We start from the raw sequence: 23,334 nt of genomic DNA, 5'->3' as shown, positions 1-23,334 counted from the left end.
ATGAATTGAACTAAAAATTCAAAAAAGCAGTACATCGGCGAGTAGCGCAGCTTGGTAGCGCAACTGGTTTGGGACCAGTGGGTCGGAGGTTCGAATCCTCTCTCGCCGACCAATTTTGAACCCCGCTTCGGCGGGGTTTTTTGTTTTCTGCAATTCTTCATCCCTGTCGTCATTCCCCCACAACGTCCTTTTTCATTGTCGCAATCCAGCGACATATAACTCATTGAAAGTTAGGTAAATAACTGTTTATGAGTTTTGCTGTCTCCTCCTGGCGACATCTTCCCGCCTTTTCCCGATACGTTGTAGAGCTTAAGACGTTACTTAACAGCATAATTTCCTTTTATCTTAAAATGTTGCGTCATGTAAAAGTTCTGGGTGTCATGTTGGCACGTTACGTGCAATAATATGCGTGTAGATGCTCATTCCATCTCTTATGTTCGCCTTAGTGCCTCATAAACTCAGGAATGACGCAGAGCCATTTACGGTGCTTATCGTCCACTGACAGATGTCGCTTCGGCCTCATCAGACACCATGGACATAACGTTGAGTGAAGCACCAAATATGTTGTCTTACAGACCTGTTTTAACGCCTGCTTTTATAGCAGGCGTTTTTTTATGCCTTATTCCCGATACCTGCGCATGATCAGGGCGACCAACAGCAGGGCAACTGACGAGACCGTATAGAGCGCCAGCACTGAGCCAAGCCCAACAGCCACCATCGCTGCAATACCGGTGAAAAGAGAGGCGCTGAGCGTTTGCCAGCGCCAGGCTTTCCCGCTGGCTGAAGCGGTTTGCGTGAGATGAAAACTACTGAGTACGCCAAACGTGCCCGCTGCGAAGAGAATATTCGAGGCCAGATGCGCGATAAAGATCATGCTCAGCGCACATGCCGTCCACCCGGACAAAAACGGCAGCACACCATAACCGGTCAGAAAGATACCGAGACAAACGATGATGCGCGGCGTGTGAGCGGCAAAGCGCGTCAGGCTCTCTTTTTTTATCAGCATGGGGCCGCAAAGTTGTCCCATGCTCCTTGCGAAAAGCAGCGGCAGAGCAAGCCCCGCCGCATTCTGAGGATGGATTTGCTGTGCCAGCGCCGGAAGCAGCGCCATGGCCGGTGAGCCGACGGCCGCCAGCGACGGCAGGATGAGCAGGCTGCGTTTCTGCCGAGCGGTCAACGTCCGCCAGCGTAATGCCGCAGGGGCTTCCTCTTCCTCGGGGGGCGTGAGTGATGGCGCAGAAAACCGGCGTCCAGCCAGCCATAGCATGAGCAGTGACCCGAGAAAGCTGGCGGCATCAATGGCCAGCAGGGTAAACACGGAAGTCTTCTGGAACAGCACCACGCCCAGGCCGGTCCCTAACAATACCTGCGAGGCAAAAATCACATTTTCCAGACAGGTCGCAGCAGGCAGCTCTGCTTCACTGAGGCCGCGCTTGAAGAGCAACGTCAGCGCGGGCCAGCTCATCCCGCTGAGCAGCGCCTCGGTGGATTGTACGGCGAGTAATGCGGCAACGCTGTGATAACCCACACCAAGCAGGGGAAAGAGCAGGGCGAGCAGGCCCAGCCCTTCGGTCAGTATCAGCAGGGATATTGGAGAACAGCGTGAGCACAGCTTTTCGCCGATCGTACTGCCGATAAATCCCGGTACCGTAGCGAAAAGAAAAGCAAGGGTTAGCAGAGCAGGCGAGGCCGACCACGCTAACAGCAAGCCGAAGACCACAACCTGGGTTAAGCCATTCCCCAACGAAGAAAAGATAAAAGCACAGGCAAGCAGGCGCAGCCAGCGGTGGCCGCGCAGCGCTTCAATAAGCGTATATAAAAGCGAGTTCATGACGATTTCCTTTCAAAAACGATTTAATCCACGCTGCAGAATGTGCGCGTGTGTGAAAAAAAGTTAATGAAAAGACATCGTTACATTGGCGGGTTCGTTTGCGGATGCGGGTGTAAAGAATGTAGCAGGAGAAAGGCGATAAAAAAAGGAGGCCATCTGGCCTCCTGATTAATTACTGCTGCGTACCGTTATTTTGCAGCGTCAACAGCAACCCATCACGGCGCATGGCGGCCGCTTCTTCCGGCTTATGCTGCTTGTCCAGCGTATCGGCAAGCCATGCGTAGTCAAACGCGTCCGGACGCTGCTTGAGCGCTGCACGGAAGGCGAGGCTTGCCTCCTGCCATTCGCCGTGCTTCATCAACGACTGGCCGAGCGTGCTCCACAGCAGTGGACGATCGCCAACGGTTTTAATCTGCTGACGCAGCACTTTTTCGATTTGCTCAGGATTGTTGGTTTTCAGGCGCGGGATCACCATCACCAGACGATCGTCGTACTGGCGCTTCAGACCGTCGAGGAGGATCTCCTGAGCCGTGTCGTGATCGTCACATTCAATAAGATGTTCCGCCATCGCCACCTGCAGAGGAACCTGCTGACGCGTTTTCCGGCTCTGATTCTTCCACCACGTTTTCAGACCGTCGCTGCCCAGGTCAGCGCGCGCCTGATCCATCAGGCCAATCCACGCCAGACGCTGAAGCTCATCACGATGTTCATCGTCGCCCACCTCGGCCTTCGCCATCGATGGAATGATGTCCAGCAGTGAGCCCCAGGCGCCGGTACGGATGTAGGCCTGCTCGGCAAGGCGCAGCACTTCCGGATGACGTGGCGCGACTTCCAGCAGGCGGTCGATGCCGTGGCGAGCCGCGTGATTCTCATTACGTGCCAGCTGCAGACGAACGCGCGTGATTTCCACCGGAATCGGGTCGCCGTGAGCCAGCTCAGCCGCCCGTTCCAGGTGCTGATTGGCGCGTGCTTCATCACCGCGCTGCTGCGCTGCTTCGGCCGCCAGCAGATAGTTCACCACCGGCTGTTCGGCGTGGTCGGCGTTTTTCGACATCAGCTTTTCAACCTGCTGATAATCACCCTCTGCGAGCTTAAGCAGCGCCTGCTCGGTCTGTTTACGGGCGCGGCGGCGCTTGCGGCCAACGAACCAGCCGCGCGTATGGGCACCGGTACGGAAAATACGGCGCAGGATCCACTCGATCGCAAGCAGCAGCACCACGCCGAGGATCAGAATGATCGTCAAACCCGTTACGCTGGTTTCAATGTTGTAGTTATCGGTCTGGATCAGGACGTAACCCTGATGACCCGCAAGCATGGGGCCCAGCACGATCCCGGCGATCAGCAGGATGAAGAGTAAGAGGACTTTTAGCATCATTACTCTCCTTGTGGTGCGCTTTCAGGCGCAGGAGCCGGAGCAGGTGCTGCTCCGCTCGTCTGCTCTGCCGGTACGCCCGGCTGTGCCAGCAGATTACGCACGCGCGTTTGCATCAGCTTCTCCAGAATCGGCTGGCTGGCCAGCTTATCCGGCACGTTCATGGTGATGTTCTGCTGGCTCAGCTTATCAATGTCTTCGAGGAAGGCGGTGGTCGTCGCATCATCGGTGTTGTAGTAGGCGCGGACCCACGTTGAGACGTTATCCAGCGCCTGCTTGTAGGTCTCTTCCTGATGACGCGGTACGGCCTGCGCCGCCACCAGCAGACGGGAACGAATGTTCTCGCGCAGATAGATGTCCTGGTTCGGTGCCAGCAGCGGTACGGCCGTTTCGTCACGACGGCGGACAGTGATAAAGCTGTCCATAAAGTTCTGCCAGCTTTTTTGCAGGTTAATGCGCCATTCGCTCAGGGAGCTCGAAAGCTCGGTACCGTCGGAATCCATCGGGGAGTCGTCGTCGTTATTATCCGCCAGCTGAAGGTTATCAATCTGATTCGAAAGCTGATTCACCTTGAGGATAATGCCGTCGTAGTCCACCTGTGTGACGGCGGAGAGGCTGGCGATGTCTTCGGTGATCGCGCGACGGGCGGTGATAAGGCTTGGATCGTTCATGTCTGCCAGGCTCGCATCGGCGCTTTTCAGCAGCGCCGCGGCAGTGGTGACGTCCTGATCGCTCCAGAGCTTACGTCCGGCGAGCTTCACCAGGAAGTCGGCCTGCGAGAGCAGCCAGGTTTTGGCATCGGTGCCGGAAATGGTGGCGACTTTCTGCTGTACTTCACCCAGCTGTTTGGTCAGCTCTTCCTGTTTGCTGTTCGCTTCGGCAAGCGCAGCGGCCTGCTGCTTAATCACGGCTTCCAGCTCGGTTTTCTGCGTCTCCTGCTCTTTTTGCAGGGCAGTGAGCTGATTCACCAGCGCATCGCTGGTGGACGTCTGGTTAGCGCCCTGTTGTTTCACCAGACCGTACAGGCCAACCCCTGCTGCCAGCGCGATGGCGATGGCAATCGCGCTCAGCGTGAGGCTCGTTTTGTTGCTGCCGTTTTTCTTCTCAGCGGTTTTCTCTGTCGTCTCTGGCTGTGGCGTCGTCTCCACAGTCTCCCTGGTCTCTTCAACCACGGCGGAGGATTTGTCGTGTTCCGTCATTATGGCTTCCCATTTGAGAGTTATTGTAATGCGCGCAGCAGCGCATCGTTGTCGGCGTTATCAGCGATCCGAATATCCTGCCAGCCCAGTTCCCGGGCCTGGTTCGCCAGACGCTCACTGACGACCAGAAGCCGACAGCGGAGTAACCAGTTTTCGCGATACCAAAGCGGTATCAGCGACCAAAGCTGTTGTAACATTTCACCGCTGGTGACCACCAGCGTATTAATGCCGCGCGCGTGCCAGCGCATCGCCTCTTCCGCGCCATCGTAGTGTTTTGCACAGCGCTGATAGCACTCAATGAACGTCACGTCTGCACCACGTTCACGCAGCGTTTCGCCCAACAGTTCGCGGCCACCATTACCGCGCAAAATGAGCGCACGCTTTCCGGCAACAGTTTGTAATTCAGGTAATTGTAGCAAGACTTCACTGATTTCCCGATCTAACGGGTAACGAACGTCCGCGCTGCTTACGGTATGCAGCGCCAGGGCCGTTGTGCGGCCAATCGCGAAATAGCGGGGGGCGGTTGGCCAGGTCAAACCCTGCTGTTGCAGCTGCGCGTGGGCAAATTCCACGGCATGTTGCGACAGCGCAAACAGCAGGTCGCCGTCCTGAAGGGTATTCATCTGGTCGGCGAGCGCAGAGAGCTCGCGACCGGGGGAGAATTCAATGAGCGGAAAACTCCAGGCCACCTGCCCCAGTGCGCGCAGACGGCTCACTAACTGCTCTCCTGCGGGAGAAGGGCGGGTGACGAGAATACTCATGCAGGGGGTTCTCCATTGTAAACGTCAGCCAAAATCTCGCGGGCGCCGTTATCCAGTAGCTCTTCGGCCAGCGAAACGCCAAGCTGCTCGGCATCTTGCGCTTTACCGCGACGTTCGCCGCGCACCATCTGCGAACCGTCAGGGGCGCCCACCAGCGCGCGCAGCCACAGTTCGCCATTCGTCAATTCAGCATAGCTGCCAATTGGAACCTGGCACCCCCCTTCGAGGCGGGTATTCATCGCACGCTCGGCTTTTACGCGGGTAGCGGTATCGTCATGGTTCAGCGGTGCGAGCAGTTCGCGGGTACGCGCATCGTCCAGACGGCACTCGATGCCGACGGCACCCTGGCCCACGGCCGGCAGCGACAGCTCTGGCGGCAACGCCACGCGAATGCGCGACTCCAGCCCCAGACGCTTCAGGCCGGCAACGGCGAGGATAATAGCATCGTAATCGCCGTTATCCAGCTTGCCCAGACGCGTGCCGACGTTACCGCGCAGCGAGCGAATGATCAGATCGGGACGACGTTCCGCCAGCTGACACTGACGGCGTAAACTGGACGTGCCAACCACGCTACCTTCTGGCAGCGCGTCGAGGGAGTCATAGTGGTTAGAGACAAACGCATCGCGCGGATCTTCGCGCTCGCAGATAGTCACCAGCCCCAGCCCTTCCGGGAACTCGACGGGTACGTCTTTCATCGAATGTACGGCGATATCGGCGCGGTTCTCAAGCAATGCCAGTTCCAGTTCTTTGACAAACAGGCCTTTGCCGCCCACTTTCGCCAGGGGCGTATCGAGGATCACGTCACCGCGCGTGACCATCGGTACCAGCTCGACGCGCAATCCACTGTGGCAGGCCTCAAGGCGCTGCTTCACATAATGTGCCTGCCAGAGCGCGAGAGGGCTTTGGCGTGTGGCAATTCTCAAAACATTGTCTAACATGCTTGTTACCGTCATTATCAATCGCTAACCATCCTAACATTGTTGACTCTGGGATGGCAGTTTTACGGTTGATGAAGCGTGAGAGGGACAAGGCGGCGTATTCGCCAGCCATAGCCGTATTCAGGAATTTACACGTACAGAACGGTGCTACACTTGTATGTAGTGCATCTTTCTTTACGGTCAACCGGCAAGGTGTTAAATTGATCACGTTTTAGACCATTTTTTCGTCGGTACCACCAAAAATGATAAGGGCGAAAAAGGGTAACGGTTATCTTTTTGAAATACTGCGGGTCCGCTGTTACTCGTGTTTTGAATAGCTGCGACACCCGGAAACATCAGGCGATACGTCTTGTACCTCTATATTGAGACTCTGAAACAGAGACTGGATGCCATAAATCAACTGCGTGTGGATCGCGCGCTTGCTGCTATGGGCCCTGCTTTCCAGCAGGTATACAGTCTGCTGCCGACATTATTGCACTATCACCACCCGCTGATGCCTGGCTACCTTGATGGTAACGTTCCCCAGGGCATTTGCCTTTTCACGCCTGATGAAACCCAACAGCATTATTTGAACGAGCTGGAACTCTACCGCGGCATGCCGCCACAGGAGTCCCCGAAAGGTGAACTGCCGATTACCGGCGTTTACTCAATGGGGAGCACCTCATCGGTAGGGCAAAGCTGTTCTTCGGACCTGGACATCTGGGTCTGCCATCAGTCCTGGCTCGATAACGACGAGCGTCAGCTGCTGCAGCGTAAATGCAGCCTGCTGGAGAGCTGGGCGGCATCGCTCGGTGTGGAAGTGAGCTTCTTCCTGATTGATGAAAACCGTTTCCGCCATAACGAAAGCGGCAGTCTGGGTGGCGAGGACTGCGGCTCGACTCAGCACATCTTATTGCTGGATGAATTTTACCGTACCGCTGTGCGCCTGGCCGGGAAGCGTATTCTGTGGAATATGGTCCCGTGCGAAGAAGAAGAGCATTACGATGATTACGTCATGTCGCTTTACGCGCAGGGCGTACTGACGCCAAACGAATGGCTGGATCTCGGCGGCCTGAGTTCCCTGTCAGCAGAAGAGTATTTCGGCGCAAGCCTCTGGCAGCTCTATAAGAGTATCGACTCACCGTACAAAGCGGTGCTGAAAACGCTGCTGCTGGAAGCCTATTCCTGGGAATACCCTACGCCGCGCCTGCTGGCGAAAGATATCAAGCAGCGTCTGCACGACGGGGAGATCGTCTCCTTCGGTCTGGACGCCTACTGCATGATGCTTGAGCGCGTGACCGAATACCTGAAAGCCATTGATGACACCACGCGTCTTGACCTGGTGCGTCGATGTTTCTATCTCAAAGTCTGTGAGAAATTGAGCCGCGAGCGCGCCTGCGTGGGCTGGCGTCGTGAAGTGGTCAGTCAGTTAGTGAAAGAGTGGGGATGGGACGAAGCGCGTCTGTCCATGCTCGACAACCGGGCCAACTGGAAAATCGATCAGGTGCGCGAAGCGCACAACGAACTGCTCGATGCGATGATGCAAAGCTACCGTAATCTGATCCGCTTTGCGCGCCGTAACAACCTCAGCGTTTCCGCCAGCCCGCAGGACATCGGGGTATTGACCCGTAAGCTGTACGCCGCGTTTGAAGCGCTGCCGGGCAAAGTCACCCTGGTTAACCCGCAGATTTCGCCTGACCTGTCAGAACCGAACCTAACCTTTATCTACGTGCCGCCGGGCCGCGCGAACCGCACCGGGTGGTATCTGTACAACCGTGCGCCAAGCATGGATTCAATCATCAGCCATCAGCCGCTGGAATATAACCGCTATCTGAACAAGCTGGTGGCCTGGGCCTGGTTTAACGGCCTGTTGACCTCGCGTACGCGCCTGTTTATCAAAGGCAACGAGGTGGTCGATCTCGCTAAGCTACAGGAGATGGTCGCGGATGTGTCGCACCACTTCCCGCTGCGTCTGCCTGCCCCAACGCCGAAAGCGCTCTACAGCCCGTGCGAGATTCGCCATCTGGCGATCATCGTCAACCTGGAATATGACCCGACGGCGGCCTTCCGCAATCAGGTGGTCCATTTTGACTTCCGCAAGCTGGACGTCTTTAGCTTTGGCGAGCAGCAAAACTGCCTGGTCGGCAGCGTGGACCTGCTCTACCGCAACTCGTGGAACGAAGTGCGTACCCTGCACTTCAACGGCGAGCAGGCGATGATCGAGGCGCTGAAAACCATCCTCGGCAAGATGCACCAGGATGCCGCGCCGCCGGACAGCGTGGAAGTGTTCTGCTACAGCCAGCACCTGCGTGGGTTGATTCGTACCCGCGTGCAGCAGTTGGTTTCTGAGTGTATCGAACTGCGTCTCTCCAGTACCCGTCAGGAAACCGGGCGCTTTAAAGCGCTGCGCGTCTCCGGTCAGACCTGGGGCCTGTTCTTCGAGCGCCTGAACGTGTCGGTACAGAAGCTGGAAAACGCCATCGAATTCTACGGCGCGATTTCGCATAACAAGCTGCACGGCCTGTCGGTGCAGGTGGAAACCAACCACGTTAAGCTGCCGCAGGTGGTGGACGGCTTTGCCAGCGAAGGGATTATTCAGTTCTTCTTTGAAGAGTCGGGCGACGATGCCGGGTTCAACATCTACATTCTGGATGAGACCAACCGCGCCGAGGTGTATCACCATTGTGAAGGCAGTAAAGAGGAGCTGGTGCGCGACGTCAGCCGCTTCTACTCCTCTTCGCATGACCGCTTTACCTACGGCTCAAGCTTTATCAACTTTAACCTGCCGCAGTTCTACCAGATTGTGAACGTCGACGGTCGTACGCAGGTGATCCCGTTCCGTACCCAGGCCGTAACGCCTGCCGCGCCTGCCAATCAGGACACCGCGCCGCTGTTGCAGCAGTATTTTTCCTGAGTCTTTTCGCCGGGTGGCGCTAACGCTTACCCGGCCTACGGTTCGAGCCGTTGTAGGCCCGGTAAGGCGTAGCCGCCACCGGGCGACAAAACTACCTGAAACTCACTGCCTCACCCGCCTGCGCGGTCGCCGCCTGTTCCAGCAGATCCCAGAACGTTACGCCGCTACGGTCGCAAACCCATTCCCCGTCTTTCAGATCGAAATGATAGCCGCCCTGTTTCGCGGCCAGCCAGACCTGGTGAAGCGGCTCCTGGCGGTTAATAATAATTTTGCTGCCATTTTCGAAGCTCAGGGTCAGAATACCGCCGTTAATTTCACAATCGATATCGCTGTCGCCGTCCCAGTCGTCAATACGCTCTTCGATGGTCATCCACAGGTTGTCGGCAAGGCGATGGAATTCACTGTCGTTCATGGTTTTGTTCCTGTTTTTCGTGATGCCGGCAGTATAACCCTAAATAATTCCCGTTGCAGGAAAGCGGCAAACTCTTGCTTTTGTGTCTTCTCCTGCGATGATAGAAACAGATTTGAACTTACGGGCAACTTTATAATGAAAAACGCTTTCCGAACGCTTGCCGTTCTCATCACGCTGTTTAGCCTGACTGGCTGCGGACTGAAGGGACCACTGTACTTCCCACCTGCGGATAAAACCGCACCGCCGCCGACGAAACCGGTTAACAGCGGCATTGAGTCTACCACGCCAAACACTAACGACCGTGGCGACAACGGTGGCCCGACTCAGGTTAATCTCTGACGACAACGTTCTGTACCCGCGCAATGGAGCAAATGATGCAGTTCTCTAAAATGCATGGCCTTGGCAACGATTTTATGGTCGTCGACGCGGTAACGCAGAATGTGTTTTTCTCCCCGGAGCTGATCCGTCGCCTGGCGGATCGGCATCTGGGCGTGGGGTTCGATCAGCTGCTGGTGGTTGAGCCGCCGTACGATCCCGACCTCGATTTCCACTACCGTATTTTTAACGCGGACGGCAGCGAAGTTAACCAGTGCGGCAACGGCGCGCGCTGTTTTGCCCGCTTTGTTCGTCTGAAAGGGCTGACCAACAAGCGTGATATTCGCGTCAGCACGGCCAATGGTCGCATGGTGCTCAGCGTCACTGATGATGAACTGGTGCGCGTGAACATGGGCGAGCCTAACTTCGAGCCCTCCGTCGTGCCGTTTCGCGCAAACAAAGCGGAAAAGACCTATATTATGCGTGCGGCCGAGCAGACAGTATTGTGCGGCGTCGTCTCAATGGGTAACCCGCACTGCGTGATTCAGGTTGATGATGTGCAAACCGCCGCGGTCGAAACGCTCGGCCCGGTGCTGGAAAGCCACGAACGTTTCCCGGAGCGCGCGAACATCGGTTTTATGCAGGTGGTGAAGCGCGAGCACATTCGCCTGCGGGTTTACGAGCGCGGCGCGGGTGAGACTCAGGCCTGCGGAAGCGGTGCCTGTGCGGCGGTGGCCGTGGGCATCTCTCAGGGTTTACTGGCAGAAGAGGTTCGCGTGGAATTACCGGGCGGTCGGCTTGATATCGCCTGGAAAGGACCGGGTCATCCACTGTACATGACTGGCCCGGCGGCACATGTCTATGACGGGTTTATCCATCTATGAAACAACCAGGGGAAGAACTGCAGGAAACAGTGACGGAACTGGACGACAGAGCTGTTGTTGATTATCTGCTGCGCAATCCTGAGTTTTTTATTCGCAATGCACGCGTTGTCGAAGAGATGCGCGTGCCGCATCCGGTTCGCGGGACCGTATCGCTGGTGGAATGGCATATGGCGCGCGCGCGCAACCATATCAACCAGCTTGAAGAGAACATGACGCTGCTGATGGAGCAGGCCAGCACCAACGAAAGCTTGTTCTATCGTCTGCTGCATCTGCAGGCGCGTCTGGCGTCGGCGCACAGTCTTGACGAGTTCCTCAGTCGCTTCCACCGCTGGGCGCGCGAGCTGGGGCTGGCGGGCGCAACGATTCGTCTTTTCCCTGACCGCTGGCGCATCGGCGCGCCGTCGGGATTTACCCATCTGGCACTGAGCCGTCAGGCGTTTGAACCGCTGCGCATACAGCGTCTGGGCCATGAACACCACTATCTGGGGCCGCTTAATGGACCTGAGCTGCTGGTGGTGTTACCGGAAGCCAAAGCGATTGGCTCGGTGGCGATGTCGCTGATGGGGCGCGATGGCGATCTGGGCGTCATGTTATTTACCAGCCGCGACGCGCATCACTATGAGCAGGGGCAAGCCACGCACCTGCTTCAGGAGATTGCCCTGATGCTGCCCGAGCTGCTGGAGCGCTGGATTGAGCGCGTATGACGGACGGACTGCTCGCCACTGACGTTTCGCGCTTTCTGCGCTATCTGAGCGTGGAACGCCAGCTCAGCCCCATAACGCTGCTTAACTACCAGCGTCAGCTTGATGCCATCATGCAGATCGCCGATGAAATCGGCCTGAAAAGCTGGCAACAATGTGACGCTGCGACGGTACGCGGGTTCGTCGTGCGTAGCCGTAAAAAAAATCTCAGCCCGGCGAGCCTGGCGCTCAGGCTCTCAGCGCTGCGCAGTTTCTTCGACTGGCTGGTCAGTCAGGGTGGCTTAAAAGCCAACCCGGCAAAGGGGATCGCCACGCCGAAGGCGCCGCGCCATCTGCCTAAAAATATCGACGTCGACGACGTAAACCACCTGCTGGATATCGACCTTAACGATCCGCTCGCCGTACGCGACCGCGCGATGCTGGAGGTGATGTACGGTGCCGGGCTGCGTCTGTCTGAACTCGTCAACCTTGACCTCAAGCATCTCGATCTGGAATCTGGCGAAGTGTGGGTAATGGGTAAGGGCAGCAAAGAGCGCCGCCTGCCGATTGGCCGCAATGCGGTCTCCTGGATTGAGCACTGGCTTGACCTGCGCGGGCTGTTTGGCTCCGACGAAGATGCGCTGTTCCTGTCGAAACTCGGCAAGCGGATCTCGGCGCGTAACGTGCAGAAGCGCTTTGCGGAGTGGGGCATTAAGCAGGGGCTGAATAGCCACGTGCATCCGCACAAGCTGCGCCACTCCTTTGCAACACATATGCTTGAGTCGAGCGGCGATCTGCGCGGCGTGCAGGAGCTCCTCGGGCACGCAAATCTGTCTACCACTCAAATCTATACCCACTTAGACTTCCAGCACCTTGCCTCGGTGTATGACGCGGCGCATCCACGCGCCAAACGGGGGAAATAATGCGTTTTTACCGCCCACTCGGTCAGATCTCAGCTCTGACGTTTGACCTTGATGACACCCTTTATGACAACCGCGAGGTGATCCTGCGTACCGAGCAGGAGTCCCTGGCGTTCGTGCAGAACTACCATCCCGCGCTGAAGGCGATACAGAACAAGGATTTCCAGAAGCTGCGCCAGTCCCTGCGGGAGACCGAGCCGGACATTTACCACGACGTGACCGAATGGCGTCGTCGTGCGGTAGAGCAGGCGATGCTTAACGTGGGTCTGAGCGCACAGGATGCCGCTATTGGGGCGGAAGCAGCCATGGAAAACTTCGCCAAATGGCGCAGCCGTATCGACGTGCCGCAGGAAACCCACGACACGCTGGCGAAGCTTGCCGAAAAGTGGCCGCTGGTGGCCATCACCAACGGCAATGCCCAGCCCGAGCTATTTGGCCTGAGTGATTACTTTGAGTTCGTGCTGCGTGCGGGTCCTCACGGGCGCGCGAAGCCGTTCAGTGACATGTACCATCTGGCGGCAGATAAGCTTAACCTGCCGCTGGGTGAGATCCTGCACGTGGGGGATGACCTGACCACAGACGTGGCGGGCGCTATCCGCTGCGGCATGCAGGCCTGCTGGATCAAGCCGGAAAACGCTGACCTGATGAATGCCTCCGATAGCCGTCTTCTGCCGCACGTGGAAATTTCGCGGTTGGCATCCCTCACGACGCTGATATAATCATCAATTGTTCTGTATAAATTAACAGGGTTTTGGCGAATGCTATTCGCCTGCCCGACATGACGTGACGGTGCCAATGGACGTTTCTTACCTGCTCGACAGCCTTAATGACAAACAGCGTGACGCGGTTGCCGCCTCGCGCACCAACCTGCTGGTGCTGGCTGGGGCGGGCAGTGGTAAGACGCGCGTGCTGGTTCACCGTATCGCCTGGCTGCAGAGCGTGGAAAACTGCTCGCCGTACTCCATCATGGCGGTCACGTTCACCAACAAGGCGGCGGCGGAGATGCGCCACCGCATCGCCCAGCTGATGGGCACCAGCCAGGGCGGCATGTGGGTCGGTACCTTCCACGGTCTGGCGCACCGCCTGCTGCGTGCGCACCACATGGACGCCAACCTGCCGCAGGATTTCCAGATCCTCGACAGCGAAGACCAGCTCCGTCTGCTGAAGCGCCTGATCAAGGCGATGAACCTCGACGAGAAGCAGTGGCCGCCGCGTCAGGCGATGTGGTACATCAACGGCCAGAAAGACGAAGGGCTGCGCCCGCACCACATTCAGAGCTTCGGCAACCCGGTCGAGCAGACCTGGCAGAACGTCTACAAGGCCTATCAGGAAGCGTGCGATCGCGCCGGCCTGGTGGATTTCGCCGAGCTGCTGCTGCGCGCCCACGAGCTGTGGCTCAACAAGCCGCACATTCTGCAGCACTACCGTGAACGCTTTACCAATATCCTAGTGGACGAATTCCAGGATACCAACAACATCCAGTACGCATGGATCCGTCTGCTGGCCGGTGATACCGGCAAGGTGATGATCGTGGGCGATGACGACCAGTCGATCTACGGCTGGCGCGGGGCGCAGGTGGAGAACATCCAGCGCTTCCTCAACGATTTCCCCGGCGCGGAAACTATCCGTCTGGAGCAGAACTACCGCTCAACCAGCAACATTCTGAGCGCGGCCAACGCCCTGATTGAGAACAACAACGGGCGTCTGGGTAAAAAGCTGTGGACCGACGGCGTCGACGGCGAACCGATTTCGATTTACTGCGCGTTTAACGAACTCGACGAAGCGCGCTTCGTGGTCAACCGCATCAAAACCTGGCAGGACAACGGCGGCGCGCTGGAGCAGTGTGCCATTCTCTATCGCAGCAACGCCCAGTCGCGCGTGCTGGAAGAGGCGCTGCTGCAGGTGAGCATGCCGTACCGCATTTACGGCGGCATGCGCTTCTTCGAACGCCAGGAAATCAAAGATGCGCTCTCGTATCTGCGTCTGATTGCCAACCGTAACGACGACGCGGCGTTTGAGCGCGTGGTGAACACCCCAACCCGCGGGATTGGCGACCGTACGCTGGACGTGGTGCGTCAGGCCTCGCGCGACCGCCAGCTGACGCTGTGGCAGGCGTGCCGCGAGCTGCTGCAGGAAAAGGCCCTCGCCGGACGTGCCGCCAGCGCATTACAGCGCTTCCTTGAGCTGATTGACGCCCTGGCGCAGGAAACCGCCGACATGCCGCTGCACGTGCAGACCGATCGGGTGATTAAAGACTCCGGCCTGCGCACCATGTACGAGCAGGAGAAAGGCGAGAAGGGCCAGACCCGTATTGAGAACTTAGAGGAACTGGTCACGGCAACGCGCCAGTTCAGCTACAACGAAGAAGACGAAGACCTGATGCCGCTGCAGGCGTTCCTCTCCCACGCCGCGCTGGAAGCGGGTGAAGGGCAGGCGGACACCTGGCAGGATGCGGTTCAGCTGATGACCCTGCACTCCGCCAAAGGTCTGGAGTTCCCGCAGGTGTTCATTGTTGGCATGGAAGAGGGGATGTTCCCGAGCCAGATGTCGCTGGATGAAGGCGGCCGTCTGGAAGAGGAGCGTCGTCTGGCCTACGTGGGCGTGACGCGTGCGATGCAAAAGCTGACGCTGACCTACGCCGAAACCCGCCGTCTGTACGGTAAAGAGGTCTACCACCGTCCGTCGCGCTTTATCGGTGAACTGCCGGAAGAGTGCGTGGAAGAGGTGCGTCTGCGGGCGAGCATCAGCCGTCCGGTCAGCCATCAGCGCATGGGCTCGCCGATTGCGGAAACCGATACCGGCTACAAGCTGGGCCAGCGCGTGCGCCATTCGAAGTTTGGTGAAGGTACCATTGTGAATCTGGAAGGCAGCGGCGAGCATAGCCGCCTGCAGGTGGCGTTCCAGGGGCAGGGGATCAAATGGCTGGTGGCGGCCTACGCCAAGCTGGAAACAGTCTAACATTCAGAAAAATATCATTATTTTGTAATAATCTGCTAGCCTTATACAGTGAAGGTCAATTAATGCCCTTCAGCGTTCCGTTGCGTGTTGACGCCACAGTTATAGCTGGCGTAACATGCGCGCACGATTACGCTAAGAGGACATTCGCCTTGGACACACCCAGTAGATACTGGCTCAATTCCCTGTCATCCAGGAACAACTCCTAAGGCTATCTCCTCTTGCTGATGGCCTTAGTGGTTGTCAGCGACTGCTCTATTCCCGTCGCGCTGAGTCAGGCTGTTTAATGGTCTGAAACCCAATTTGTTTCTGTGTGCCCACCGAACTGTCCGATATTTTTTGCATTGGGAGTCCCGGTCATGTTGAGCGCATTTCAACTCGAAAATAACCGACTGACTCGGCTTGAAGCCGAAGAGTCACAGCCCCTCATTGATGCCGTATGGGTGGATCTGGTCGAGCCGGACGACGATGAGCGCCTTCGCGTACAATCTGAGCTGGGGCAAAGCCTGGCAACCCGCCCGGAACTGGAAGACATCGAAGCATCCGCCCGTTTTTTTGAAGATGAAGACGGTCTGCACATTCACTCCTTCTTCTTCTTTGAAGATGCGGAAGACCACGCGGGTAACTCCACCGTGGCGTTTACCATTCGCGACGGCCGTTTGTTCACCCTGCGCGAGCGCGAGCTACCAGCATTCCGTCTCTACCGCATGCGCGCCCGCAGCCAGGCAATGGTGGACGGCAACGCGTACGAGCTGCTGCTCGATCTGTTCGAGACCAAAATTGAACAGCTGGCGGACGAAATTGAAAACATCTACAGCGATCTGGAAAAGCTGAGCCGCGTGATCATGGAAGGCCATCAGGGCGATGAGTACGACGAAGCGCTCTCCACGCTGGCGGAGCTGGAAGATATCGGCTGGAAGGTGCGCTTGTGTCTGATGGATACCCAGCGCGCGCTGAACTTCCTGGTGCGCAAGGCGCGTCTGCCGGGCGGTCAGCTGGAGCAGGCGCGTGAGATCTTACGAGATATCGAGTCCCTGCTGCCGCACAACGAATCCCTGTTCCAGAAGGTCAACTTCCTGATGCAGGCGGCGATGGGCTTTATCAACATCGAGCAGAACCGCATCATCAAGATCTTCTCGGTGGTGTCCGTGGTGTTCCTGCCGCCGACGCTGGTGGCATCCAGCTACGGGATGAACTTCGAGTTTATGCCGGAGCTGAAGTGGAGCTTTGGTTACCCGGGGGCGATTATCTTTATGATCCTCGCGGGGCTGGCGCCGTATCTCTATTTCAAACGCCGGAACTGGCTGTAAAAAACTGGCGGGTGGCGCTGCGCTTACCCGCCCTACGATCGAATTCCCTCTCCCTGTGGGAGAGGGTTAGGGTGAGGGCAACATCACAGCCCTTTGCGCATTCTGCGTTGGGTATAAATCGCATCCGCAACAAAGATCGCCAGCGCCACCCAGATAAAGGCGAACGTCACCATCTTATCCGCCCCCGGTACCTCTCCGTAAAACACCACTGCCAGCAGGAACATCAGCGTCGGGCCAATGTACTGGAAGAAGCCCAGCGTGGAGAGACGCAGACGCGTCGCGGCACCGGTGAAGCACAGCAGAGGAATGGTGGTCACCACGCCCGCCGCCATCAGCATCAGGTTCAGCGACCACGGGTTGCTGCCCATGTGGCTGGTTGGGCTGTTGGCGATGCCGAAGAGATAAATCGCCGCCACCGGCAGCAGCCAGAGGGTTTCAAACAGCATCCCCGTCTGCGCTTCCACCGCAATCTTCTTGCGTACCAGGCCGTAGAAGGCAAAGCTGAACGCCAGACCGAGGGCGATAATCGGCAGCGAGCCGAAGGTCCACAGCTGCACCAGTACGCCGCAGAAGGCCAGAAGGACCGCTAACCACTGCATCCGGCGGAAGCGTTCGCCGAGGAAAATCATCCCCAGCACGATGTTTACCAGCGGGTTAATGAAGTACCCCAGGCTCGCTTCGAGCATGTGATGGTTATTCACCGCCCAGATAAACAGCAGCCAGTTGCCGCCAATCAGCACCGCTGAGAGCGCCAGCAGGAAGACCTTTTTAGGGGTTTTAAACAGCGTTTTGACGCCCGACCACTGACGGCTGAGGCTCATCAGCGCGATCATAAAGAAGAATGACCAGATAACGCGGTGAGTCAGGATCTCATCGGCCGGAACGTAGGCGATAAGCTTGAAATACGCCGGGGCGATACCCCAAATAAAATAAGCGGCAAGGGCGAGTAAAACGCCCTGCCGCGTCTGTTTAGCATCCATCGGGAAAATCCGTTACAAAAAAGTGAATTAATTTTACCCGATTTTGCCGCCTCAACCCACCATATAAGTGGCGGTTGCGCTGGCGATATACACCTGTTCTTCGTTGTGTAACTCAACGCGCGCCACGGCGACTTTATTCCCCGCGCGCAGCAGGCTGCTGGTACAGGTAAAGCGATTTCCGCGTCCCGGGCGAAGATAGTCGACGCGTAAGTCGATAGTACCCATGCGCGCCAGACGCTGGCGAAGTTCGTCTTCGTTGATGGTGTCATGGCGGGTCAGCGTACTTCCCACGCAGACCAGACCTGCCGCCACGTCCAGCGCGGAGGCAATCACACCGCCGTGCAAAATACTTTGCGCCCAGTTACCCACCATCATCGGCTGGTTGTTGAAGCTCAGTTGGGCAAAGTCTTTCTCGTAACGCTCCAGCTCCAGTCCCAGCGCGCGGTTAAACGGCATATGGTAAACAAAAATCTCGCCCACGAGTTTTAACACTTCTTCGGCGGTAAGCATGGCTGACATGAGGCATCACATCCTTATTGTTAACGAAATGTTGATTTTATGCCGCGGCAACAAGGAATGCCACTTTCAGAAACGAGGATGCAGCAGTTGTCGCAGAAGTCTGTAGAATGTCCGCCACATAACTATTCAGGTAATTTTACTCTTTTGCAGGAGAACACCACCGATGCGGACGTATCTGGCCTGGTTACTGGCGGCGGTTGCGCTGCCCTTCACAGCATATGCGCAGGAAGCGACGATCAAAGAGGTGCATGATAAACCTGCCGTTCACGGTAGCATTATCGCGAACCTTCTTCAGGAACATGACAATCCGTTCACGCTCTATCCGTATGACACCAACTACGTGATTTACACCCAGACCAGCGATCTCAACAAAGAGGCGATAAGCTCCTATAACTGGTCCGATAATGCGCGTAAAGATGAGGTGAAGTTCCAGCTCAGCCTGGCATTCCCGTTCTGGCGCGGTATTCTGGGGCCGAACTCGGTTCTCGGGGCGTCTTACACGCAGAAATCCTGGTGGCAGCTCTCTAACAGCGGAGAGTCCTCACCGTTCCGTGAAACCAACTATGAGCCGCAGCTGTTCCTCGGTTTTGCAACGGATTATGAGTTTGCGGGCTGGACGCTGCGTGATATCGAAGTGGGCTTTAACCATGATTCTAACGGACGTTCCGATCCCACCTCGCGCAGCTGGAACCGTGCCTATACGCGTCTGATGGCGCAGAACGGTAACTGGATGGTGGAAGTGAAGCCGTGGTATGTGGTGGGCGAAACCGATGACAACCCGGATATCACCAAATATATGGGCTATTACCAGCTCAAGGTCGGCTACCAGCTAGGTGATGCCGTGCTCAGCGCCAAAGGCCAGTACAACTGGAACACCGGCTACGGTGGTGCGGAAGTGGGCTTAAGCTACCCAATGACGAAGCATGTCCGCATCTATACTCAGGTGTACAGCGGTTACGGCGAGTCGCTTATCGATTACAACTTCAACCAGACCCGCATCGGCGTGGGCGTGATGCTGAACGATATTCTCTAGGCTGCTCGAATGTTTTTGCGTTAAACGTTGAAGTTTCTCTCTCAGGCGCTGAAAATAGCGCCTGTTTCATTTCAGGCATATGGGGTTAACGTGGCGCAGGCGGAAGTATTGAATCAGGAGTCGCTGGCTAAACAGGTTTTGCATGAAACCTTTGGCTACCAGCAGTTCCGCCCTGGCCAGGAAACCATCATTGAAACGGTGCTCGAAGGCCGTGACTGCCTGGTGGTGATGCCGACCGGCGGCGGTAAGTCCCTCTGTTATCAGGTGCCCGCGCTGGTGCTTAACGGCCTGACGGTCGTGGTATCCCCACTCATTTCTCTGATGAAAGACCAGGTTGACCAGCTGCTCGCCAACGGCGTCGCGGCCGCCTGTCTTAACTCCACGCAAACCCGGGAGCAGCAGCAAGAGGTGATGGCCGGGTGCCGCACCGGGCAGATCCGCCTGCTGTATATCGCCCCGGAACGCCTGATGCTGGATAACTTCCTCGACCATCTCGCGCACTGGAACCCGGTGCTGCTGGCGGTAGATGAAGCGCACTGTATCTCCCAGTGGGGACACGATTTCCGCCCGGAATACGCTGCCCTCGGCCAGCTGCGTCAGCGCTTCCCCGAGCTGCCGTTTATGGCGCTCACCGCCACGGCGGATGACACCACGCGGCTGGATATCGTTCGTCTGCTCGGGCTGAACGACCCCTATATTCAGGTCAGCAGCTTCGACCGCCCTAACATCCGCTATATGCTGATGGAAAAGTTCAAGCCGCTGGATCAGCTCCTGCGCTACGTCCAGGAGCAGCGCGGCAAGTCCGGCATCATCTACTGCAACAGCCGTGCGAAGGTGGAAGACACCGCCGCGCGTCTGCAAAACCGCGGCTTTAGCGCCGCCGCGTATCACGCCGGGTTAGAGAACCACATCCGCGCCGACGTGCAGGAGAAATTCCAGCGCGACGACCTGCAAATCGTGGTTGCGACGGTGGCGTTCGGGATGGGGATTAACAAGCCGAACGTGCGCTTTGTGGTGCACTTCGACATCCCGCGCAATATCGAATCCTACTATCAGGAAACCGGTCGCGCCGGACGTGACGGTCTGCCTGCGGAAGCGATGCTGTTTTACGATCCGGCCGATATGGCGTGGCTGCGCCGCTGTCTGGAAGAGAAACCGCAGGGGCAGCTCCAGGATATTGAGCGCCACAAGCTCAACGCGATGGGCGCGTTTGCTGAAGCGCAAACCTGCCGCCGTCTGGTGCTGCTCAACTACTTTGGTGAAGGGCGCCAGGAGCCTTGCGGCAACTGCGATATCTGCCTGGATCCGCCGAAACAGTACGATGGTCTGATGGACGCGCGTAAGGCGCTCTCGACCATTTACCGCGTGAACCAGCGCTTCGGGATGGGCTACGTGGTGGAAGTGCTGCGCGGTGCCAACAATCAGCGTATCCGCGACATGGGCCACGACAAGCTGCCTGTCTACGGTATTGGCAAGGACCAGAGCCACGAGCACTGGGTGAGCATCATTCGCCAGCTCATTCACCTCGGCTTTGCCACGCAGAACATTGCCCAGCACTCCGCGCTTCAGCTCACGGAGGCCGCGCGTCCGGTGCTGCGCGGTGACGTTGAGCTCAAGCTCGCCGTGCCGCGCGTCATCGCTCTGAAGCCGCGGGTGATGCAGAAATCCTACGGCGGCAACTACGACCGCAAGCTTTTCGCCAAACTGCGCAAGCTGCGTAAGGCCATCGCCGACGAAGAGAACATCCCGCCTTACGTGGTGTTCAACGACGCGACGCTCATCGAGATGGCCGAGCAGATGCCGCTCAGCGCCAGCGAGATGCTCAGCGTCAACGGCGTGGGGACGCGCAAGCTGGAGCGCTTCGGTAAAGAGTTTATGGCGCTCATCCGCTCTCACGCCGATGGTGATGATGAGGAGTAGTCAGCCGGGCGAAAAAGTGCCAGGATGATGACTCACTGAATTATTTCCCCGCGAGTTAATTATGTTGATGCTATTTCTCACCGTGGCGTTAGTGCACATCGTTGCGCTGATGAGCCCGGGACCGGACTTTTTCTTCGTGTCACAAACGGCCGTCAGCCGCTCCCGCAAAGAGGCGATGATGGGCGTGCTCGGTATCACCATGGGCGTTATGGTCTGGGCGGCAGTCGCGCTGCTCGGTCTGAACCTGATCCTGGCGAAGATGGCCTGGCTGCATAACATCATTATGGTCGGCGGCGGGCTGTACCTGTGCTGGATGGGCTACCAGATGCTGCGCGGGGCGCTGAAGAAAGAGCAGAAAAAACCGGAAGAGCCAAAGGTGGAGCTGGCAACGGGCGGCCGCAGCTTTGTAAAAGGGCTGCTGACCAATCTGGCGAACCCAAAAGCGATTATCTATTTCGGCTCCGTGTTCTCGCTGTTTGTCGGCGATAGCGTCGGTGCGGGCGCACGCTGGGGCATCTTCCTGCTGATCGTTGTTGAAACCTTTGCCTGGTTTACCATCGTGGCAAGCCTGTTCGCCTTACCGGCGATGCGCCGCGGCTACCAGCGTATCGCGAAGTGGATTGATGGCTTCGCCGGCGCGCTGTTCGCCGGCTTCGGCATTCATCTCATCATTTCTCGCTAAGCATGACGCGCTGACGCAAGCAGCGCGCCAACCAGCATAAACAGCGAGCCAAAGACTTTATTCAGGGCCTTCATCTGCTTAGGCCCTTTAATCCACGCCGCAATCCGCTGCGCCAGCGTCGCGTAACCAATCATCACGATGATATCGACGATAATGGTGGTCGCGCCCAGCACCACGTACTGCATCACCTGGGGCTGATGCGGCACGATAAACTGCGGGAACAGCGCGGCGAGGAACACGATGCTCTTCGGGTTGGTCAGGTTGACGAACACCGCACGCTTAAACAGATGACCGCGGTTTTGCGTCTGCGCGAGCGTGTTCAGGTTGATGGAGCCTGCCGCGCGCCACTGCTGGATGCCGAGCCAAATCAGATACGCCGCTCCGGCCCATTTCAGCACCTCAAAGGCCAGCACGGAGCGGGAGAACAGAGTCCCCAGACCAATCCCAACCAGCATGATATGAATGCCCAGCCCGGTTTGCAAACCGGCAATTGACGCCGCCGCACCGCGATAGCCGTGGTTGATGGAGGTGGTCATGGTGTTAATGGCGCCCGAGCCCGGTGAAAGGCTAAGGATGATGGATGTCAGCAGGTAAGCGAACCACCACTCGAAGGTCATTTGAAACTCCCGAATCGTCTGTTTTTATGCCACAATACGCTATTGTTGAGTCATTTTGTGACCGGTTACGAAAAAACGATATTCCTTGGCTTAGGTGAGTAGAAACCCGATGTTTCAGCAGAAAAAGGACTGGGAAACACGAGAAAACGCATTTGCTGCTTTCTCCATGGGGCCGCTGACCGATTTCTGGCGCCAGCGTGAGGAAGATGAGTTTACGGGCGTCGGTGATATACCGGTACGCTTTGTGCGTTTTCACGATAAGAAAAATGACCGGGTCATCGTGGTTTGCCCCGGGCGTATCGAGAGCTATATCAAATACGCCGAACTGGCCTATGACCTGTTCCATCTGGGCTTCGATGTGTTGATTATCGATCACCGCGGGCAGGGGCTTTCTGGCCGCCTGCTATCGGATACGCATCGCGGCCACGTGGATAACTTCAGCGATTACGTCGACGATCTTGCCGCGTTCTGGCAGCAGGAGGTCGAGCCCGGCCCCTGGCGGAAGCGCTATATTCTGGCGCACTCGATGGGCGGTGCGATTTCAACGCTGTTTTTACAGCGCCACGCTCACCAGTGCGACGCCATTGCGCTCACCGCGCCGATGTATGGCATCGTCATGCGTTTTCCTGACTGGATGGTGCGTCATATTCTTGACTGGGCTGAGGGCCATCAGCGCATTCGGGAAGGCTATGCCATCGGGACGGGACGCTGGCGGGCACTGCCGTTTGCGATGAACGTGCTGACCCACAGTCGCCAGCGGTATCGTCGTAACCTGCGTTTTTATGCCGATGAACCGCGCCTGCGCGTGGGGGGCCCGACCTACCACTGGGTGCGGGAAGGTATCCTTGCCGGTGAGCAGGTTCTGGCGGGTGTCGGCAATGACGATACACCAACACTCCTGATTCAGGCGGAAGAAGAGCGTGTGGTGGATAACCGCATGCATGACCGCTATTGTGAACTGCGCGCGGCCGCCGGTCACCCTTGTGAAGGGGGAAAACCGCTGGTCATTAACGGCGCGTACCATGAGATCCTTTTTGAAAAGGACGCTATGCGCTCAGTCGCGCTCAACGCCATTGTTGAATTTTTCAACAGGCATAATTGATTATTGTTTTC

Annotated in this window: 22 protein-coding genes and 1 tRNA gene; 14 read left to right on the top strand and 9 right to left on the bottom strand. The window is 57.3% G+C overall.

Annotation, left to right across the window (positions count from 1 at the left end; all coding sequences use genetic code 11):
* Positions 1–35: 35 nt before the first annotated feature.
* Positions 36–112 (top strand) — tRNA-Pro (locus tag GXP72_RS21920).
* A 507-nt stretch (positions 113–619) separates the two neighbouring features.
* Here the strand turns inward: GXP72_RS21920 and GXP72_RS21915 are convergent.
* The 5 genes from GXP72_RS21915 to hemC all read right to left on the bottom strand — a co-directional run bounded on the left by GXP72_RS21915 (position 620) and on the right by hemC (position 6,101).
* Entirely contained in the window at positions 620–1,831 is a 1,212-nt protein-coding gene (locus tag GXP72_RS21915; protein WP_208763339.1) for an MFS transporter, read from the bottom strand.
* A gap of 172 nt (positions 1,832–2,003) precedes the next feature.
* Positions 2,004–3,203: a protoheme IX biogenesis protein HemY gene (gene hemY, locus GXP72_RS21910; protein ID WP_208763935.1), complete on the bottom strand. Its 1,200-nt coding sequence runs from the start codon at positions 3,201–3,203 to the stop codon at positions 2,004–2,006.
* 2 nt (positions 3,204–3,205) lie between these two features.
* The gene (hemX, locus tag GXP72_RS21905) at positions 3,206–4,402 is read right to left on the bottom strand and encodes a uroporphyrinogen-III C-methyltransferase (RefSeq protein ID WP_090420915.1); all 1,197 of its coding nucleotides are present in this window, start codon (positions 4,400–4,402) and stop codon (positions 3,206–3,208) included.
* A gap of 20 nt (positions 4,403–4,422) precedes the next feature.
* The gene (gene hemD, locus GXP72_RS21900; RefSeq protein WP_048989627.1) at positions 4,423–5,163 is read right to left on the bottom strand and encodes a uroporphyrinogen-III synthase; all 741 of its coding nucleotides are present in this window, start codon (positions 5,161–5,163) and stop codon (positions 4,423–4,425) included.
* Entirely contained in the window at positions 5,160–6,101 is a 942-nt protein-coding gene (hemC, locus tag GXP72_RS21895) for a hydroxymethylbilane synthase (protein WP_032646077.1), read from the bottom strand. The genes hemD and hemC overlap by 4 nt, the downstream gene beginning before the upstream one ends.
* Positions 6,102–6,450: 349 nt before the next feature.
* Here hemC and cyaA point away from each other — a divergent pair, with 349 nt between their 5' ends.
* Positions 6,451–8,994 (top strand): class I adenylate cyclase, encoded by a 2,544-nt coding sequence (gene cyaA / locus GXP72_RS21890; RefSeq protein WP_023309629.1) that lies wholly within the window; start codon positions 6,451–6,453, stop codon positions 8,992–8,994.
* 91 nt (positions 8,995–9,085) lie between these two features.
* On the opposite strand, the gene cyaY is transcribed toward cyaA, so the two are convergent.
* Positions 9,086–9,406: an iron donor protein CyaY gene (gene cyaY / locus GXP72_RS21885; RefSeq protein WP_048989629.1), complete on the bottom strand. Its 321-nt coding sequence runs from the start codon at positions 9,404–9,406 to the stop codon at positions 9,086–9,088.
* A 135-nt stretch (positions 9,407–9,541) separates the two neighbouring features.
* Between cyaY and GXP72_RS21880 the strand changes: the two genes are divergently transcribed.
* From GXP72_RS21880 to corA, 8 genes are all read left to right on the top strand, one after another.
* The gene (locus tag GXP72_RS21880) at positions 9,542–9,745 is read left to right on the top strand and encodes a lipoprotein (protein ID WP_024907980.1); all 204 of its coding nucleotides are present in this window, start codon (positions 9,542–9,544) and stop codon (positions 9,743–9,745) included.
* 35 nt (positions 9,746–9,780) lie between these two features.
* Positions 9,781–10,605, top strand: a complete 825-nt coding sequence (gene dapF, locus GXP72_RS21875; RefSeq protein ID WP_024907981.1) for a diaminopimelate epimerase — start codon at positions 9,781–9,783, stop codon at positions 10,603–10,605.
* Positions 10,602–11,309: a DUF484 domain-containing protein gene (locus GXP72_RS21870; protein WP_048989630.1), complete on the top strand. Its 708-nt coding sequence runs from the start codon at positions 10,602–10,604 to the stop codon at positions 11,307–11,309. The genes dapF and GXP72_RS21870 overlap by 4 nt, the downstream gene beginning before the upstream one ends.
* Positions 11,306–12,208: a tyrosine recombinase XerC gene (gene xerC / locus GXP72_RS21865; RefSeq protein ID WP_208763338.1), complete on the top strand. Its 903-nt coding sequence runs from the start codon at positions 11,306–11,308 to the stop codon at positions 12,206–12,208. The genes GXP72_RS21870 and xerC overlap by 4 nt, the downstream gene beginning before the upstream one ends.
* Positions 12,208–12,924 (top strand): 5-amino-6-(5-phospho-D-ribitylamino)uracil phosphatase YigB, encoded by a 717-nt coding sequence (gene yigB, locus GXP72_RS21860; protein WP_157189866.1) that lies wholly within the window; start codon positions 12,208–12,210, stop codon positions 12,922–12,924. Before xerC ends, yigB begins: the two co-directional genes overlap by 1 nt.
* A gap of 76 nt (positions 12,925–13,000) precedes the next feature.
* Entirely contained in the window at positions 13,001–15,163 is a 2,163-nt protein-coding gene (gene uvrD, locus GXP72_RS21855) for a DNA helicase II (RefSeq protein ID WP_032646073.1), read from the top strand.
* A 149-nt stretch (positions 15,164–15,312) separates the two neighbouring features.
* Positions 15,313–15,369 (top strand): YsgD/CorL family protein, encoded by a 57-nt coding sequence (ysgD, locus tag GXP72_RS22760; RefSeq protein WP_212743980.1) that lies wholly within the window; start codon positions 15,313–15,315, stop codon positions 15,367–15,369.
* Between the two features lie 150 nt (positions 15,370–15,519).
* Positions 15,520–16,470, top strand: coding sequence for a magnesium/cobalt transporter CorA (gene corA / locus GXP72_RS21850; protein ID WP_008501540.1), 951 nt, complete (start codon positions 15,520–15,522; stop codon positions 16,468–16,470).
* 83 nt (positions 16,471–16,553) lie between these two features.
* On the opposite strand, the gene rarD is transcribed toward corA, so the two are convergent.
* Together rarD and yigI are read right to left on the bottom strand one after the other, a co-directional pair.
* Complete coding sequence (rarD, locus tag GXP72_RS21845; protein WP_148769912.1) at positions 16,554–17,450, bottom strand: EamA family transporter RarD; 897 nt, start codon at positions 17,448–17,450, stop codon at positions 16,554–16,556.
* 51 nt (positions 17,451–17,501) lie between these two features.
* A complete protein-coding gene (yigI, locus tag GXP72_RS21840) occupies positions 17,502–17,969 on the bottom strand; it encodes an acyl-CoA thioesterase YigI (protein WP_008501538.1) in 468 nt (155 codons plus the stop codon).
* 163 nt (positions 17,970–18,132) lie between these two features.
* On the opposite strand from yigI, the gene pldA reads away from it, so the two are divergent.
* The 3 genes from pldA (at position 18,133) to rhtC (ending at position 21,604) form a co-directional block, all read left to right on the top strand.
* Positions 18,133–19,002, top strand: a complete 870-nt coding sequence (gene pldA, locus GXP72_RS21835; protein WP_061716317.1) for a phospholipase A — start codon at positions 18,133–18,135, stop codon at positions 19,000–19,002.
* Positions 19,003–19,092: 90 nt separating this feature from the next.
* The gene (recQ, locus tag GXP72_RS21830) at positions 19,093–20,922 is read left to right on the top strand and encodes an ATP-dependent DNA helicase RecQ (protein WP_047345452.1); all 1,830 of its coding nucleotides are present in this window, start codon (positions 19,093–19,095) and stop codon (positions 20,920–20,922) included.
* Positions 20,923–20,983: 61 nt separating this feature from the next.
* A complete protein-coding gene (gene rhtC / locus GXP72_RS21825; RefSeq protein WP_024907989.1) occupies positions 20,984–21,604 on the top strand; it encodes a threonine export protein RhtC in 621 nt (206 codons plus the stop codon).
* Here rhtC and rhtB read toward each other — a convergent pair.
* Positions 21,601–22,221: a homoserine/homoserine lactone efflux protein gene (gene rhtB / locus GXP72_RS21820; RefSeq protein ID WP_061716318.1), complete on the bottom strand. Its 621-nt coding sequence runs from the start codon at positions 22,219–22,221 to the stop codon at positions 21,601–21,603. The genes rhtC and rhtB overlap by 4 nt on opposite strands.
* 109 nt (positions 22,222–22,330) lie before the next feature.
* On the opposite strand from rhtB, the gene pldB reads away from it, so the two are divergent.
* Positions 22,331–23,323, top strand: a complete 993-nt coding sequence (gene pldB, locus GXP72_RS21815) for a lysophospholipase L2 (RefSeq protein WP_024907990.1) — start codon at positions 22,331–22,333, stop codon at positions 23,321–23,323.
* The last annotated feature ends 11 nt before the right edge of the window (positions 23,324–23,334 follow it).

It is taken from the genome of Enterobacter sp. SES19 (genome assembly GCF_011765665.1).
In the GTDB taxonomy this organism is placed as follows: domain Bacteria; phylum Pseudomonadota; class Gammaproteobacteria; order Enterobacterales; family Enterobacteriaceae; genus Enterobacter; species Enterobacter pseudoroggenkampii.
Note: the sequence above shows the minus strand (reverse complement) of the source record. Positions and strands in the feature narration are given on the sequence as shown.

Coding starts and splice junctions, on each gene's coding strand:
- hemC (WP_032646077.1), bottom strand. CDS start 6,101: ATGTTAGACAATGTTTTGAGAATTGCCACACGCCAAAGCCCTCTCGCG.
- xerC (WP_208763338.1), top strand. CDS start 11,306: ATGACGGACGGACTGCTCGCCACTGACGTTTCGCGCTTTCTGCGCTAT.
- uvrD (WP_032646073.1), top strand. CDS start 13,001: ATGGACGTTTCTTACCTGCTCGACAGCCTTAATGACAAACAGCGTGAC.
- hemX (WP_090420915.1), bottom strand. CDS start 4,402: ATGACGGAACACGACAAATCCTCCGCCGTGGTTGAAGAGACCAGGGAG.
- yigB (WP_157189866.1), top strand. CDS start 12,208: ATGCGTTTTTACCGCCCACTCGGTCAGATCTCAGCTCTGACGTTTGAC.
- rarD (WP_148769912.1), bottom strand. CDS start 17,450: ATGGATGCTAAACAGACGCGGCAGGGCGTTTTACTCGCCCTTGCCGCT.
- corA (WP_008501540.1), top strand. CDS start 15,520: ATGTTGAGCGCATTTCAACTCGAAAATAACCGACTGACTCGGCTTGAA.
- hemY (WP_208763935.1), bottom strand. CDS start 3,203: ATGCTAAAAGTCCTCTTACTCTTCATCCTGCTGATCGCCGGGATCGTG.
- yigI (WP_008501538.1), bottom strand. CDS start 17,969: ATGTCAGCCATGCTTACCGCCGAAGAAGTGTTAAAACTCGTGGGCGAG.
- rhtB (WP_061716318.1), bottom strand. CDS start 22,221: ATGACCTTCGAGTGGTGGTTCGCTTACCTGCTGACATCCATCATCCTT.
- hemD (WP_048989627.1), bottom strand. CDS start 5,163: ATGAGTATTCTCGTCACCCGCCCTTCTCCCGCAGGAGAGCAGTTAGTG.
- cyaY (WP_048989629.1), bottom strand. CDS start 9,406: ATGAACGACAGTGAATTCCATCGCCTTGCCGACAACCTGTGGATGACC.
- GXP72_RS21880 (WP_024907980.1), top strand. CDS start 9,542: ATGAAAAACGCTTTCCGAACGCTTGCCGTTCTCATCACGCTGTTTAGC.
- GXP72_RS21915 (WP_208763339.1), bottom strand. CDS start 1,831: ATGAACTCGCTTTTATATACGCTTATTGAAGCGCTGCGCGGCCACCGC.
- pldB (WP_024907990.1), top strand. CDS start 22,331: ATGTTTCAGCAGAAAAAGGACTGGGAAACACGAGAAAACGCATTTGCT.
- pldA (WP_061716317.1), top strand. CDS start 18,133: ATGCGGACGTATCTGGCCTGGTTACTGGCGGCGGTTGCGCTGCCCTTC.
- dapF (WP_024907981.1), top strand. CDS start 9,781: ATGCAGTTCTCTAAAATGCATGGCCTTGGCAACGATTTTATGGTCGTC.
- GXP72_RS21870 (WP_048989630.1), top strand. CDS start 10,602: ATGAAACAACCAGGGGAAGAACTGCAGGAAACAGTGACGGAACTGGAC.
- rhtC (WP_024907989.1), top strand. CDS start 20,984: ATGTTGATGCTATTTCTCACCGTGGCGTTAGTGCACATCGTTGCGCTG.